The organism is Pantoea sp. EKM101V (assembly GCF_011800325.1).
Taxonomy (GTDB): domain Bacteria; phylum Pseudomonadota; class Gammaproteobacteria; order Enterobacterales; family Enterobacteriaceae; genus Pantoea; species Pantoea anthophila.
Genome location: NZ_JAALFP010000014.1, coordinates 104,824 through 119,848, shown reverse-complemented (window position 1 = coordinate 119,848; position 15,025 = coordinate 104,824). Strand labels below are relative to the sequence as shown.

13 protein-coding genes and 1 riboswitch are annotated in these 15,025 nt (G+C 55.8%); of the genes, 4 read left to right on the top strand and 9 right to left on the bottom strand.

Annotation, left to right across the window (positions count from 1 at the left end; genetic code table 11):
* Window positions 1–303: 303 nt before the first annotated feature.
* Window positions 304–1,155: a glutamate racemase gene (gene murI / locus HFD92_RS19070; RefSeq protein WP_009087991.1), complete on the bottom strand. Its 852-nt coding sequence runs from the start codon at window positions 1,153–1,155 to the stop codon at window positions 304–306.
* Window positions 1,100–2,980: a TonB-dependent vitamin B12 receptor BtuB gene (gene btuB, locus HFD92_RS19065; protein WP_167429497.1), complete on the bottom strand. Its 1,881-nt coding sequence runs from the start codon at window positions 2,978–2,980 to the stop codon at window positions 1,100–1,102. Before btuB ends, murI begins: the two co-directional genes overlap by 56 nt.
* Window positions 2,981–3,050: 70 nt before the next feature.
* Window positions 3,051–3,233: riboswitch (cobalamin riboswitch) on the bottom strand.
* A 110-nt stretch (window positions 3,234–3,343) separates the two neighbouring features.
* Between btuB and trmA the strand changes: the two genes are divergently transcribed.
* Window positions 3,344–4,447 (top strand): tRNA (uridine(54)-C5)-methyltransferase TrmA, encoded by a 1,104-nt coding sequence (gene trmA, locus HFD92_RS19060; protein ID WP_058957345.1) that lies wholly within the window; start codon window positions 3,344–3,346, stop codon window positions 4,445–4,447.
* Between the two features lie 40 nt (window positions 4,448–4,487).
* Here trmA and HFD92_RS19055 read toward each other — a convergent pair whose 3' ends face one another.
* Window positions 4,488–4,841 carry a YijD family membrane protein gene (locus HFD92_RS19055; protein ID WP_009087994.1) on the bottom strand — a complete coding sequence of 118 codons (354 nt, stop codon included), beginning with the start codon at window positions 4,839–4,841 and terminating at the stop codon, window positions 4,488–4,490.
* A 17-nt stretch (window positions 4,842–4,858) separates the two neighbouring features.
* Window positions 4,859–5,503, bottom strand: a complete 645-nt coding sequence (gene fabR / locus HFD92_RS19050) for an HTH-type transcriptional repressor FabR (RefSeq protein WP_009087996.1) — start codon at window positions 5,501–5,503, stop codon at window positions 4,859–4,861.
* A 192-nt stretch (window positions 5,504–5,695) separates the two neighbouring features.
* Here fabR and sthA point away from each other — a divergent pair, with 192 nt between their 5' ends.
* The gene (sthA, locus tag HFD92_RS19045; protein WP_009087998.1) at window positions 5,696–7,096 is read left to right on the top strand and encodes a Si-specific NAD(P)(+) transhydrogenase; all 1,401 of its coding nucleotides are present in this window, start codon (window positions 5,696–5,698) and stop codon (window positions 7,094–7,096) included.
* Here the strand turns inward: sthA and oxyR are convergent.
* Window positions 7,079–7,996, bottom strand: coding sequence for a DNA-binding transcriptional regulator OxyR (gene oxyR / locus HFD92_RS19040; RefSeq protein ID WP_009088000.1), 918 nt, complete (start codon window positions 7,994–7,996; stop codon window positions 7,079–7,081). The two genes, sthA and oxyR, sit on opposite strands and share 18 nt — an antisense overlap.
* Window positions 7,997–8,118: 122 nt before the next feature.
* Between oxyR and HFD92_RS19035 the strand changes: the two genes are divergently transcribed.
* A complete protein-coding gene (locus HFD92_RS19035; protein WP_140029930.1) occupies window positions 8,119–8,853 on the top strand; it encodes a glutathione peroxidase in 735 nt (244 codons plus the stop codon).
* Between the two features lie 120 nt (window positions 8,854–8,973).
* Here HFD92_RS19035 and argH read toward each other — a convergent pair whose 3' ends face one another.
* The 4 genes from argH to argC form a co-directional block, all read right to left on the bottom strand.
* Window positions 8,974–10,347, bottom strand: coding sequence for an argininosuccinate lyase (argH, locus tag HFD92_RS19030; protein WP_167429496.1), 1,374 nt, complete (start codon window positions 10,345–10,347; stop codon window positions 8,974–8,976).
* A gap of 91 nt (window positions 10,348–10,438) precedes the next feature.
* Window positions 10,439–11,659, bottom strand: coding sequence for an argininosuccinate synthase (locus tag HFD92_RS19025; protein WP_058957348.1), 1,221 nt, complete (start codon window positions 11,657–11,659; stop codon window positions 10,439–10,441).
* 24 nt (window positions 11,660–11,683) lie between these two features.
* On the bottom strand, window positions 11,684–12,460 hold the full coding sequence (gene argB / locus HFD92_RS19020) for an acetylglutamate kinase (protein WP_046100826.1): 777 nt from the start codon (window positions 12,458–12,460) through the stop codon (window positions 11,684–11,686).
* Between the two features lie 14 nt (window positions 12,461–12,474).
* On the bottom strand, window positions 12,475–13,479 hold the full coding sequence (argC, locus tag HFD92_RS19015) for an N-acetyl-gamma-glutamyl-phosphate reductase (RefSeq protein WP_154929275.1): 1,005 nt from the start codon (window positions 13,477–13,479) through the stop codon (window positions 12,475–12,477).
* Window positions 13,480–13,646: 167 nt separating this feature from the next.
* On the opposite strand from argC, the gene argE reads away from it, so the two are divergent.
* On the top strand, window positions 13,647–14,795 hold the full coding sequence (argE, locus tag HFD92_RS19010) for an acetylornithine deacetylase (protein WP_009088011.1): 1,149 nt from the start codon (window positions 13,647–13,649) through the stop codon (window positions 14,793–14,795).
* Window positions 14,796–15,025: the final 230 nt, after the last annotated feature.

The window sequence follows — 15,025 nt, the reverse complement described above, 5'->3', positions numbered from 1 at the left end:
TTGTGCGTCCGAAGACGCTGATATCAATCCTGCGAGTGCCCACACAGATTGTCTGATAAATTGTTAAAGAGCAGTGCCGCGTTTTCCTGCGGCGCGGGCTGCGTATATTACGCTTTCCGCATTGTCAGTCAAGCATTTATTTTCGCTTAACTCACTGGTTCGTATGATTTCGAACCACTTAACGCGACGCTTCGTAAGCCGTTGTGCCGTGTCAGTGGAGGCGCATTATAGGGAGTTCTCGGAGGCTGACAAGTGCTAATTTCAAATAAAATTCCGAGTGCTGTTTTTTTCAGCTAAAAGCCCCTAAAGCGCCAGTTTTTCCAGCAATGGGAAGCCATAACGGTGTAAAACGGGTGATAATTGTACCGCTTCGCCATCCAGCTCCGTACAGAACGCAACATTCTGCTGTGAGGAACGTACCTCAGGTGCTTCATGCTCCAGCAGCCAGACCGTACGTCGGGCAATTGCCGCACCGGAATCAATCAGGCGCGTTCCTTCCGGCAGGACCTGTTGCAGCTCTTCGCGCAGTAAAGGAAAGTGAGTGCAGCCTAAAACCACCGTGTCAGGCGGTTCCGCCATCCGCAGCCATGGCTGAACAATACGCCTTACCTCATCCAGTGCCACTTCCCCGCCATGCAGCTTGGCTTCTGCCAGCTCCACCAGCTCCGCCGATCCCAGCATCTCAATTTTGCAGGAGCCAGCAAACTGTGCCACCAGCTCATGGGTATAAGGACGGCGAACGGTTGCTCTTGTCGCCAGCAAGCCCACGACACCATTACGCGTCAGGCGCGCAGCCGGTTTAATCGCCGGAACGACGCCTACAACAGGAAACGAAAAGTGTTCACGCAATGCAGGCAGCGAAACCGTGCTGGCGGTATTGCAGGCGATGATGACTAATGAGAGAGGCGTGCGGCGGGTAATGGCCTCAACGATGGCAACCACCCGCTCCACGATAAAGGATTCGCTTTTCTCACCATAAGGGAAGCCGGCGTTATCGAAGGCGTAGAGATAATGAAGATCCGGCAGTAGCTGACGGACCTCATCATAGACAGAAAGCCCACCGACGCCGGAGTCAAATACCAGCACGGTGGGTCGCAAATCAGAAGCTGTAGCTGCCGCTGAGGTAATACTCTCGTCCTGGAGTCTGATAGCCATACGCTGTCTCGTAATCTTTATCGAACAGGTTGGCAATTCTACCACGAACTGTGAGTTGTGAAGTGACAGGATATGAGACGGCGAGATCCCACAGACTGACGCCACCTTCCCTGACGCGGCGGCTGGGCGTGCTGTTGAAATCCGTATCGTAGCGGTCGCCCAGATAGTGATAGGTCACGGACCAGTCCGCGTCATACAGCGTCCAGTCGAGCTGATACTTCACCTGCTGTTTTGCCCGGCGAACCAGCGGCTGATTGGTGCTGCCATCCCGCGCATCGACATAATCATAAGAGAGCTGATGCGTCAGTGGCCCGGTATCAAAGCCTGCCGTCGCTTCCACGCCTTTAATACGCGCCTGCTTAATGTTGTAGTACCGGAAGGTCGCCGGATCGCCATCAATCAGGTTATCGATGTCATTGCGGTAGCCCGACACGCGCCAGTTGACCGGCCCGCTCAGCCCTTCAAAGCCGCCTTCCCACTGTTTACTTTTTTCCGGTTCCAGGTCCCGATTACCATAAGCCGGGCTGTAAACCTGTGACAGATTCGGCGCCTTAAAGGCGGTGCCATAAGAGGCGAATGCACGGTAGCCCGAGATAAACTCCCAGGAAGCTGCCGTCTGCCAGGTGTTATGCCAGCCGAACTGATTGTTATCGTCACCGCGTACCGCCCCTTCCAGGGTAACCGTGCCGAACTGCTGCTGGCCGGTCAGGTAGAGGCCGGTGTTACGCTGCTCATACCCCTCTGACAGAGTATTGGTGCCTGGCTCAGTAGTCTCTTTCTGCCAGTCGACACCCCCACTCACCGCGCCCTGCCCCATCTGCACCGTGTTGCCCCACTGCAGATTGTACTGCGTGACATCATCAAACGTAGAGGCGGCACCGTAGCGGCCATTGCGCGGGTCGTAGTTGATATCTTTGGTATGGCCATAGCTGGCGATGAGCTGAGTAGAGTAGAAATCACGGTTAAAGCGTAAACCGGTGTCCCAGGTCTGACTGTAGAGCTGGCGGGTGTCCGGCAGACCGATGATGTTGGTATAACTCTCATCGTAGCTGTATGCCCCGTCATAGGCGGTGCGGTTATCAAATCCGTAGCCGCGCACAAACCCACTCAGCTCATCGCTGAACTGATGCTCAAGATTGCCATAGAGGGTTTTGCTCATGAATCCGTCGCGGTCGTGCTGTGCCGGGCCATAGTTACTGGGATAACCCGCCACCACATCATATCCTCTGGTGTAGGTATAGTTGCCTGCCAGGGTCAGCGTGGTGGCGTCGCTCAGCCTCTGCTGGGTAGAGCCATCATAAGATTGATAGCCATTGGAGCCCATGCCCGCCGTCAGCGTGGTTCCCGGCTGCGACCGGCCGGTGATGATATTAATTACGCCGCCAATGGCATCAGAACCGTAGACGGCAGAACGTGCCCCGCGGATATATTCGATACGCTGCACCAGGGTCAGCGGAATCTGGCTGAGATCGGACGAACCACTGATTCCGGCCTGATTAAGCCGGATGCCATCAATCAGGATCAGGACATGGCGGGACTCGGTGCCGCGAATAAACAGGGAGCTTTGCTGACCTAACCCGCCGTTTTGCGCCACATCAACACCCGGCAGGCGGCGCATCACATCCGCCAGGCTTTTAGCCTGCCAGCGCTCAATCTCATCGCGCGTCACGACGGTGGTGGGTGCCAGCACGCCGGAGACAGGTTCGGCAAAACGGTTAGCGGTCACGATTTGCGTCTCATCATTTGCCTGAGCAAACCCGTTTTGCGCCCAGAGAGAAGCCGCCGTTGCGCTCAGAGCGAACAGCGATACACTTTTTTTTATCATTTTTAAATCGCATCCATAAGACGAAGCAGGATGCCGCAGGCCGACAATCGATAGCACGCGATGATTGTACGAGTAGCGACGTTACACCGGCAGGTCTTCGGGCTGGGAACCATAAATGATGATGACTTCCCATCCCGCAGGACAGTGTCTGCTATTGCACTCATCACGACATTCCTTACCGCTGCGCGTCAGCTCCAGATTTACACTGGATTCCCTATTAACTCAGGCTGAGGCCGGCGTCTGCAGTCTACGGAGTGGCGATTCGGAAGTCCAGATAGCCGGAAATCATCGCTCTGCGGGACTGGACATCAGCAAGTGAATGCCTACAATCGCCCGCTGGTAAGCTATTAATCAGGATTGCTCATGACACCCGAACATCTCCCTATTGAAGAGTATGACGCACAGCTGGCGGAAAAAGTCAGTCGTTTAGAGACGATGATGACGCCGTTTGCTGCGCCCGACGTGGAGGTGTTCCGTTCACCGGTCAGCCACTATCGGATGCGCGCAGAGTTCCGGCTGTGGCACGACGGTGATGATATCTATCACATCATCTTCGATCAGCAGACGCGCGAACGGATCCGTGTCGATCAGTTCCCTGCGGCCAGCCAGCTGATCAACCAGCTGATGCCAAAGATGATCGCCGCGATCCGCGATAACCGTACTCTGCGCCACAAGCTGTTCCAGATCGACTATCTCTCGACCCTGAGCAATCAGATTGTGATTTCGCTGCTCTACCACCGCAAGCTGGACGACGAGTGGCAGCAGGCCGCCGCCGCGCTGCGCGATCGGCTGCGTGCCGAAGGGCTGGATGTGCAGCTGATTGGCCGCGCAACCAAAACGAAAATCTGTCTCGATCGCGACTACGTTGACGAACGTCTGCCAGTGGCGGGCCGCGAGCTTATCTATCGCCAGGTTGAAAACAGTTTTACGCAGCCTAACGCGGCAATGAATATTCAGATGCTGGAGTGGGCGCTGGATGTCACCCGGGATTCTCAGGGGGATTTGCTGGAACTCTACTGCGGCAACGGTAACTTCTCGCTGGCGCTGGCACGCAATTTCCGCCGTGTACTGGCCACGGAAATCGCCAAACCTTCCGTGGCATCGGCGCAATACAATATCGCCGCTAACCAGATCGATAATGTGCAGATTATTCGCATGGCGGCGGAAGAGTTTACCCAGGCGATGAACGGTGTCCGCAGCTTTAATCGTCTGGAAGGCATTGATCTGACCAGCTACGACTGCGAGACGATTTTTGTCGATCCGCCGCGCAGCGGACTGGATGATGAGACGGTGAAGATGGTGCAGGCTTATCCGCGCATCCTCTATATCTCCTGCAATCCTCAGACCCTGAGCGACAACCTGCAGACGCTGGCGCAAACGCACGACGTTACGCGCCTGGCGCTGTTTGACCAGTTCCCTTACACCCATCATATGGAATGCGGTGTTCTGCTGACGCGTAAAGCCTGAAGCATAAACAAAAACGGGAACCCTGCGGTTCCCGTTTTTTTTACTGATTACGCTTGCGCTTAAATCGCGTTGCAATCCAGAACACCAGCGCCACCATCAGAACAGTGGGGATGAAGTTGGAGCCCATATCCGGGTATTCTGCCCGCACCAGCGCGCTGTAAACCAGAATCCCCAGCAGGAAAAAGGCGGCTGCCAGGCCCGGCATCCCCTCCGGCATGTTGGTGTTGAGGTAACGCTGATGCAGACACCAGGCCGCCAGGCCCAGTGCAATCAGCGGAAAAATGGAAAAGGGAACAAAGGCGCTGAACAGCACAGAAAATGAGCCATTAATCGCTAAGCCAGTAATAAAAGCCAGTGCCAGTGTGCCTTTATCGCGGGAAGCCGGGTGGGTCATGGACGGATCCTTACTCATTACTCTTCGGGTTTTTCCAGGGTAACCGCGAGACGCTCCTGCTCCCGGCGGTACCAGTAATAGGCGCCTTTGGCGATCATACGCAGCTGTAACACCAGCCGATCCTCAAGCTTACGACGCTGCTCAGCATCAACATCCAGTGCTTCTGCACCGGCGCTGAAGACAATGGTCACCATCGCCTCAGCCTGCGCTTCGGTAAAACTGCGCGGCATGCGATTTTCGACCTCAAGATAGTCAGCCAGTTCAGCGATAAAGTGCTGAATTTCACGCGCCACGGCGGCACGGAAAGCGGCGGAGGTGCCGGAACGTTCACGCAGTAACAGGCGGAAAGCGTTGGGGTTGTTGCCGATGAACTCCATAAAGGTCGACACCGACGTTTTAATGATGCTGCCGCCTTTGGCGATACGCTGGCGCGCCTGGCGCATCAGCTGTCGCAGCATGAGCCCGCTTTCATCCACCATCGTCAGGCCCAGCTCATCGACATCCTTGAAATGACGATAAAAGGAGGTGGGTGCGATACCTGCCTCGCGGGCAACTTCCCGCAGACTCAGGCTGGCAAAACTGCGTTCGGCGCTGAGCTGACTGAACGCTGCTTCAATCAGTGTACGTCGTGTACGTTCTTTTTGTTGCGCTCTGACGCCCATTCTCTCTGCCTTTAGCGGTGTTAGGCAGGCACTATATCAAAAATTTCAGCGTACAGATTGGCAATCTTTGTCACCGCCTGTGAACCTCACTCTTTGTCAAACTGTGATGAAAATCGCTGATAGAATTCAGAAGTGCGCGACGAGATGTTAGAATCTCGTTGTAAAAATGTATAAATAATAGGACGTATCGGTATGCAAAAGTCTTACGATTACGATGCCATTGTGATTGGCTCAGGGCCCGGCGGTGAAGGGGCGGCGATGGGGCTGGTAAAACAGGGAGCGCGCATCGCCGTGATCGAACGCTACCATAACATCGGCGGCGGCTGTACCCACTGGGGCACCATCCCCTCTAAAGCCCTCCGTCACGCCGTCAGTCGCATTATCGAATTTAACCAGAACCCGCTTTACAGCGATCACACCCGACTCCTTCGCTCCTCTTTTGCCGACATTCTCAATCACACGGAAAACGTGATCAGCCAGCAGACGGCCATGCGTCAGGGCTTCTACGAGCGTAACCGCTGCGAACTGTACCAGGGCGATGCGCATTTTGTTGATGCCAACACCATTGAGATTGAACAACCTGATGGGACGCGTGAGCGGCTGACGGCAGAGAAATTTGTCATCGCCTGTGGTTCACGTCCTTACCATCCTGACGATGTCGACTTTACCCATCCCCGCGTCTATGACTCAGACTCCATTCTCAACCTGCATCACGAACCGGGCCACGTCATCATTTATGGCGCCGGCGTGATTGGCTGTGAATACGCCTCGATTTTTCGCGGTCTGAACGTCAAGGTTGACCTGATCAATACCCGCGACCGTCTGCTGGCGTTCCTCGATCAGGAGATGTCTGATTCGCTCTCCTACCACTTCTGGAACAGCGGCGTGGTGATTCGTCACAACGAAGAGTTTGAGAAGATTGAGGGCGTGGAAGATGGCGTCATCATCCACCTGAAATCCGGCAAGAAAGTGAAAGCGGACTGCCTGCTTTACGCCAACGGCCGAACCGGCAACACCGATTCCCTGTCGCTGGAAAATGTCGGTCTGGAAGCGGATGGCCGTGGCCTGCTGAAAGTCAACAGCATGTATCAGACCGCGCAGCCGCACATCTATGCGGTCGGTGACGTGATTGGCTATCCGAGTCTGGCCTCTGCCGCCTACGATCAGGGCCGCATTGCCGCGCAGGCGATTATTAAAGGGGAAGCGTCAGCGCACCTGATTGAAGATATCCCGACCGGTATCTACACCATTCCGGAAATCAGCTCCGTGGGCAAAACCGAGCAGCAGCTGACCGCCATGAAAGTGCCCTATGAAGTGGGACGCGCGCAGTTCAAACATCTGGCGCGGGCGCAGATTGTAGGGATGAACGTCGGCAGCCTGAAGATCCTGTTCCACCGGGAAACCAAAGAGATTCTGGGGATCCACTGCTTTGGTGAGCGTGCCGCCGAGATTATTCACATCGGTCAGGCGATCATGGAGCAGAAAAATGGTGGCAACACGATTGAGTACTTCGTGAATACCACCTTTAACTATCCGACGATGGCGGAAGCCTATCGCGTGGCGGCGTTAAACGGCTTAAACCGCCTGTTTTAACGTCGTGTCGAGATAGTGCTGCATGTGGGTTTTGATTGCTTCTGCCAGCTGTTCATAACGGCTGCGCAGAGGCGAACCCGGCCGATAGACCAGCGCAATCGTGCGTTGTGGTACCGGTTTATAGCACGGAAGATAGCAGACCCCATCGCGGATACGTTCCGGCGGAACCGCCAGCGCCGGTAACAGTGTAATGCCGCTGCCTGCTGCCACCATATTGCGCAGCGTTTCCAGACTGGTTGCCCTGAAATGGGTATCTTCGTCGGCACCCGCCTCAAAACAGAATCCCATCGCCTGGTCACGCAGACAGTGCCCGTCTTCCAGCATCAGTAATTTCTCGCCCGCCAGATCGGACATCGGTACCCGATCGCGGTCGCGCCACGGATGATCTTCGTAGATCGCCAGCTTCATCGGTTCATCAAACAGCGGAACCTCAATAAAGGCCTGGCTCTCTTTGACCAGCGCCACAATCGCGCAGTCCAGTTTGCCGCTGTCGAGCTGTGCCAGCAGCTGCTGCGTCTGAGCTTCATGCAGATACATTTCCAGTTTCGGGAACGTCTGGTGCAGCATCGGGATAATCTGTGGCAACAGGTAGGGGCCGGTGGTCGGGATAAGGCCGATATGCAGCGGGCCTGACATCGCTTCCCCTTGCTGACTGGCCATCTCTTTCAGCACTTTTACTTCACGCAAAACCGTGCGCGCCTGATCTACCAGCAGCAAACCGGCCTGGGTAAACAGCACTTTACGGCTGGTACGCTCCAGCAGCATCACACCCAGCTCATCTTCCAGCTTGCGGATCTGCCCGCTTAACGTTGGCTGACTGACATGACACGCATCTGCCGCACGGCGGAAATGGCGATATTCAGCAAGTGAGACCAGATATTCAAGATCACGAATATTCATTATTACCCTCCAAACCACGATAGCCCGTGGCGATAGATAGAATAGCAATGAACGATTGGCCCTATCAAGGGCGGTTCGGAATAATGCGCGCATCAAATGGAAAGGGGTTATCAGGAGAAAAAATGTTTGCAAGTCAGGAAGGTAAAGCCATTCCGTCCGTCACGTTTCATACGCGCCAGGACGATCGCTGGGTCGATGTCACCACAGAATCGCTGTTCAAAGACAAAACGGTGATTGTTTTTTCCCTGCCGGGTGCCTTTACCCCTACCTGCTCATCCAGTCATCTGCCGCGTTACAACGAACTAGCGGGCCTGTTTGCCCAACATGGCGTGGACACGATTCTCTGCGTCTCGGTCAATGACACCTTCGTGATGAACGCCTGGAAAGCAGAACAGCGGGCAGACAATATTACCTTCATTCCTGATGGCAATGGCGAGTTCACCCGAGGTATGGAGATGCTGGTTGAGAAAGCCGATCTCGGTTTTGGCCCGCGCTCATGGCGCTACTCCATGCTGGTACGCAACGGCGTGGTGGAGAAAATGTTTGTTGAGCCGAACAAGCCTGGCGACCCCTTTGAGGTCTCCGATGCCGATACCATGCTGCGCTATCTGGCCCCGGAGTGCAAAGCACAGGAGTCAGTCTCCATCTTTACGAAACCTGGCTGCATCTTCTGCGCCCAGGCAAAACAGATGCTGATGGATCATGGCATCCAGTATGAAGAAATTGTGCTGGGTCAGGATGCCACAACCGTGAGCCTGCGAGCCGTATCAGGCCGGGCAACGGTGCCGCAGATTTTCATGGGCGGTCGTCATATTGGCGGCAGTGAGGATCTGCAGCAGTTCCTGCTGTCAGCGTAAGAGAATCTTAGCGTCGGCCGGGAGAGCGGGCGCTTTGATGATGTGCCTATAATAAAGTAGTAATTCTGAAGCTAGAGGTTAGCGGGCATCTGTTGTGCCCGCCTTTTTTTTGCCTGCGGATTATGCCAGCCGCTGCTTCGCGTCACCGATGGCGCGGGCAACCTGCTGTGGCGAGACGCCCCCCTGCGCATTACGCTTATCCAGACAGGATTGCAGTGCCAGAATCAGATAGACATCGTCGTCAATCACCGCACTGAACTGCTGTAACTGTGCCAGCGACAGGGCTTCCAGCGCCACACCCTGCCCGATGGCCGCTACCACGACCTCGCCGACGATGTGGTGAGCTTCACGGAATGGCACACCTTTGGCGACCAGATAGTCGGCCAGTTCAGTGGAGTTTGCGTAGCCCTGCTCTGCGGCTTCCTGGCAGCGCGGACGTTTCACCTGCAGGCCATCCAGCACCAGCACGGACATGTGCAGACAGTCGAGCCAGGTGTCCAGCGCGTCAAACAGCCCCTCTTTGTCTTCCTGCATATCTTTGTTGTACGCCAGCGGCAGACCTTTCAGCGTCATCATCATGCCGGTCAGTGCGCCCTGCACCCGACCGCATTTGCCACGAATCAGCTCCAGCGCATCCGGGTTTTTCTTCTGCGGCATCAGCGATGAGCCGGAAGTGACTTTGTCTGACAGCTCAATAAAGCCCGCTTCACCGGTGTTGAAGAAGATCATATCTTCGGCGAAGCGCGACAGATGAACCATGCCGATCGCCGCATCAGAGAGCAGCTCCAGCACATGATCGCGATCGGAGACGGTGTCGAGACTGTTGCGCGTGGCGGAGGCAAAACCCAGCCAGCCTGCCAGCTGCTGACGATCGATTTCGTAGGCCGTTCCGGCCAGTGCGCCGCAGCCCAGCGGGCTGACATCGAGACGCTTCAGGGTATCCTGCAGACGGCTCTCATCACGCGCCAGCATTTCCACATAGGCCAGACACCAGTGCGCGAAGGTCACCGGCTGCGCACGCTGCAGATGGGTGTAGCCCGGCATCACTGCATCCTGATTCGCTTCCGCAGTGACGACCAGCGCCTGCTGCAGATCGCGTGTCGCGCCCAGCAATGCCTCAACCTGCATCTTGCACCAGAGTTTCAGATCGGTCGCGACCTGATCGTTACGGCTGCGGCCGGTATGCAGTTTTTTACCCAGCGCGCCCACTTTGTCGATCAGCTGTCCTTCAACCCAGCTGTGAATATCTTCGGCGTCGCTTTGCAGAATCTGCTCAGGATTCTCGCGCACTTCACCCAGCAACGTATTCAGGGCCGCTTCCAGCTGCTGCTGCTCATCCTGAGTCAGTACGTCTACCGTCACCAGCGCTTTGGACCAGGCAACAGAGCCAATAATGTCCTGCTCTGCCAGGCGGTAATCGAAGCGCAGCGAGTCGTTGAACTGTTTAAAACGTTGATCCGCTGCCTGAGTAAACCGTCCACCCCAAAGTGCCATGTGAAAACTCCTCTGAATCGTTAAACAAGGGGCGGCATAAATGCCGCCCCTGGATTGAATCTGTGAGGCGAGGCGCACCTCGCCTGAAATATTACTTCTTCTTCTGCTCGTTCAGCGCACGGATACGTGAAGAGAGCGAGAACAGACGGATAAAGCCGCCTGCATGACGGTGGTCGTAAACCTCATCTTCGCCAAAGGTGGCGAACTCTTCCGAGTAGAGGCTGTTAGCCGAGCGTTTCTGAGTGGCTGTCGCGTGGCCTTTGTAGAGCTGCACCACAACTTCACCATTTACCTCTTCCGCCAGCGATTCGGCAGCAGCCTGAATCGACTTACGCAGCGGGGCAAACCAGCGACCGTCATAGACCACATAGGACATCTCGTGGCCGAGCTGCTCGCGCCATTTGAAGCTGTCGCGATCCAGTACCAGCTGTTCAACGGCACGCAGCGCGCTGACCATGATGGTGCCGCCCGGGGTTTCGTAGCAGCCACGGGACTTAATCCCGACCAGACGGTTTTCCACGATGTCGATACGGCCGACACCATGTTTTGCGCCCAGCACGTTGAGTTTTTCCAGACACTGGAACGGGCTCAGTTTTTCGCCGTTAACGGCCACAACACGACCCTTCTCGACGGTCACGGTCACCTCTTCAGGCTGATCGGGCGCCTCCAACGGATCGACGGTCCAGACCCAGCAATCTTTATTCGGCGCATTGGCCGGGCTCTCCAGTACGCCGCCTTCGGTAGAGATGTGCCAGGCGTTTTCATCACGGCTGTAGATCTTTTCCAGTGAGGCGGTCGTCGGGATGTTGCGCTCTTTCAGGTAGTCCAGCAGCGCTTCACGCGAACGCAGGTTCCATTCACGCCACGGGGCAACCACTTTCAGTTGCGGCGCCAGGGCGGTATAGGTGGTTTCGAAACGCACCTGGTCATTCCCTTTACCGGTTGCACCGTGGCACAGCGCATCCGCGCCTACTTTCAGTGCCAGTTCAACCTGCGCTTTCGCGATGATAGGACGGGCCATTGAGGTGCCGAGCAGATAGGTGCCTTCATAGAGCGCACCGGTCTGCAGCACCGGGTAAACGTAGTCGCTGATAAACTCTTCACGCAGGTCGACAACGTGGCATTCCGAGGCGCCAGACTGCAGCGCTTTCTTCTCAACACCTTCCAGATCGCCACGCTCCTGACCGATATCCGCCACAAAAGCGACCACTTCACAGCCACCGTAGTTCTCTTTCAGCCATGGAATGATTGCCGAGGTATCAAGACCACCGGAGTAAGCCAGAACGATTTTTTTGATGTTTTGCGTTTGCATTTCGTAATCCTTGAATCAGAGTCGTTAAGCGAGAATCCGGGTGCCAATCGACACGCCGTTAAACAGGTCAGGCAGCCGCTCAGCGTGACGCCAGCTGGCGATATCGACCGGGCGGCCCAGCGTACGCGCGGCATCCAGCGCCGCGTGCACTTTCACAATCATGCCATCGGTAATAATGCCCTGGGTGATCAGCTGCTCCGCTTTGTCAGCGGTCATCTCTTCGATGCGCTGACCTTTGCCGTCGAGAATACCACTCACGTCGGAGAGCAGAACTAAATCCGCGCCCAGCGTTGAAGCCAGTGCCGTCGCCGCCTGATCGGCGTTGACGTTCATCAGTTCGCCGCCCTCAGTGATGCCAATGGAACTCACCACCGGCATGTAACCCGCCGCCAGCAGCGTATTCAGCAGTGCCGGATCGCCTGGCATGGCGTGGCCCACATGGCCAAGTTCCGGATCGAAGGCGGTGACATTCACGATGCCCGCATCACCCAGGCAGAGGCCAACCGCGTTGATGCCCGATTTTTTCGCCCAGGCCAGCAGCGTTTTATTGGCGGTTCCCGCCAGCGCACCGGTAATGATGTCAATCTGATCGGCTGGGGTGACGCGCAGGCCATTTTTCTTCATCACCGGCAGCGACAGCTTTTTCATCAGCTCGTCCACCAGGCAACCGCCGCCGTGGACAATGATCAGTGGACGCTGATGGGCGCTGCGATATTTCAGCAGCGCTTCAAACAAGCGGGCCAGCGCTTCTTCGCTGTCCAGCAGCACACCGCCCAGTTTGATAATCAATGGATTGGTCATGGTTTATTTGTCCGTTAAATCAGTGACTGCGTTTCTGGGAAGCCGAACCGGATGTTCAGGCACTGCACCGCCTGTGATGCCGCACCCTTCAGCAGATTGTCTTCGGCTGCCACGACAATCAGATGTTCGCCCTGCGTCTCAAATCCGATGTCGCAGTAAGGCAGGCCCACGACGGCTTTCAGCGCCGGCACACCCTGGTCATAGAAACGCACCAGCGGCTTATTGTCATAGGCGCGATGGAAAACGGCGGCAATATCTTCGCGGCTGACACCCGCTTTCAGACGGCAGGTAATGGTCGCCAGGATACCGCGCGGGAAGCTGCCCAGATGTGGGGTGAAGATCACCGGGGTGCCAAGGTGGGCCACAATCTCCGGATGATGACGATGATTGAACAGGCCGTAAGGCTGCAGGCTCACTTCGCAGAAGCTGGTGCCGACATTGGCTTTACGGCCGGCACCGCTCACGCCACTGGTGGCATTGATGACCGGCCACTGCGCGTCGTTTAGCAGTCCGGCATCCACCAGCGGTTTCAGCGCCAGCTGCGCGGCGGTCGGATAGCAACCCGGCACGGCCACCAGCTGCGCCTGCTGGATGTTTTCATGCTGATATTCCGCCAGGCCGTAAACGGCTTTGTCCAGCCAGTCGCCATGCTGATGGGTGAAGCCATAGAAGCGGGTGTAGAACTCAGCGTCATTGACCCGGAAAGCGCCCGACAGGTCGAACACCACACAACCCGCCTTAAGAAATTCCGGAGCCAGATCGTGGCTGACTTCATGCGCCGTCGCCAGAAAGACCACATCCACTTTGTCTGCCCACTCCGCCGCGCTGCTCAGTGGCTGAAGCGGAAGATCCACCACGCCTTTCAGCTGCGGATGAAGATCGGACAAGCGCTTACCTGCATCAGGGCTTTGCGCCGAAACCGCTAAAGCGGTTATGTTGATATGTGGATGACGATTCAGGAAGGTGGCAAGCTCTACTCCAGCATAACCACTGGCACCAACGATCAGCGTATTCAACATCAGGCTGTAACCCCTTTTACAGTCGCACGTCCCGGGCCGCGGCCTTGCCCCGTAACCCACTCAGTCTTCTGCAGTGATTTAAGGTTTCCTTGCAGAGGACGTTAATGTATTTTTATTCACTATTAATGCATGAATATGGATACATCCTAACCCAAGGACCGTCAACAGTGAAGACAAAATTACCGCCTTTTATTGAACTCTACCGCCAGTTAATCGCCACACCGTCGATCAGCGCAACCGATGCGGCTCTGGATCAGAGTAATGAAACTTTAATCAATTTGCTGGCAGGCTGGTTTCGTGACCTCGGCTTCAGCGTGGAAGTGCAGCCTGTACCCGGCACCCGCAATAAATTTAATATGCTGGCGCGGACCGGAACCGGTGCGGGCGGCCTGCTGTTAGCCGGGCATACCGATACCGTTCCCTTTGATGATGGCCGCTGGACACGCGATCCCTTTACCCTGACCGAGCACGACAACAAGCTCTATGGCCTGGGCACGGCAGACATGAAAGGTTTCTTCGCCTTTATTCTCGATACGCTGCGGGATGTGGATGTCAGTACCCTCAGCAAGCCGCTCTATATTCTTGCCACGGCCGATGAAGAGACCACGATGGCCGGCGCGAAATATTTCTCTGAATCGACGCAGCTGCGCCCCGACTGCGCCATTATCGGTGAACCGACATCACTCAAGCCGGTGCGGGCGCACAAAGGACACCTGTCGAATGTGATCCGTATTGAAGGGAAATCGGGTCATTCCAGCGATCCGGCTCGCGGCGTGAACGCTATTGAACTGATGCATGAGTCGATTACCCATCTGATGCAACTGCGCACGACCCTGCAGGAGCGTTATCACCATGATGGCTTTGCCATCCCTTATCCCACCATGAACTTCGGCCATATTCATGGCGGTGATGCCGCTAACCGTATCTGCGCCTGCTGTGAACTGCATATGGATATCCGTCCGCTGCCGGGCCTGTCGCTCAGCGATCTGGATGGGCTGCTTAACGAGGCGCTGGCTCCGGTCAGCGCACGCTGGCCAGGCCGTGTCACAGTGGCCGAACTGCATCCGCCGATTCCCGGCTATGAGTGTCCGGCGAATCATGAACTGGTGAGTGTGGTGGAAAAACTGCTGGGCACGCCGACCGAAATCGTCAACTATTGCACCGAAGCCCCTTTTATTCAGCAGCTCTGTCCGACGCTGGTGCTGGGGCCAGGGTCCATTAATCAGGCCCACCAGCCAGATGAATTTATTGATACTGCATTTATTAAGCCGACACGGGCGCTTATCAGTCAGGTTGTGCAGCATTTCTGTCACTGATTGACAGTAAATGGGGCATTTCACTGTATTAACAGTAAAATGCCCCCTCATTCTGCGGGATTTACCAATAAGAATAACTTATCCCGCTTTGTTCCCGATAAATTCTTCGAATTTCCGTTATTTAGCGACCTGTTCAGCCCACTTTAACGCATTTGACGAACGCAACATTACGTGGCTAGATAAAAGACGTTGTTATGCCCACCGGGTGACTATCCAGAACGTTTCAGAAT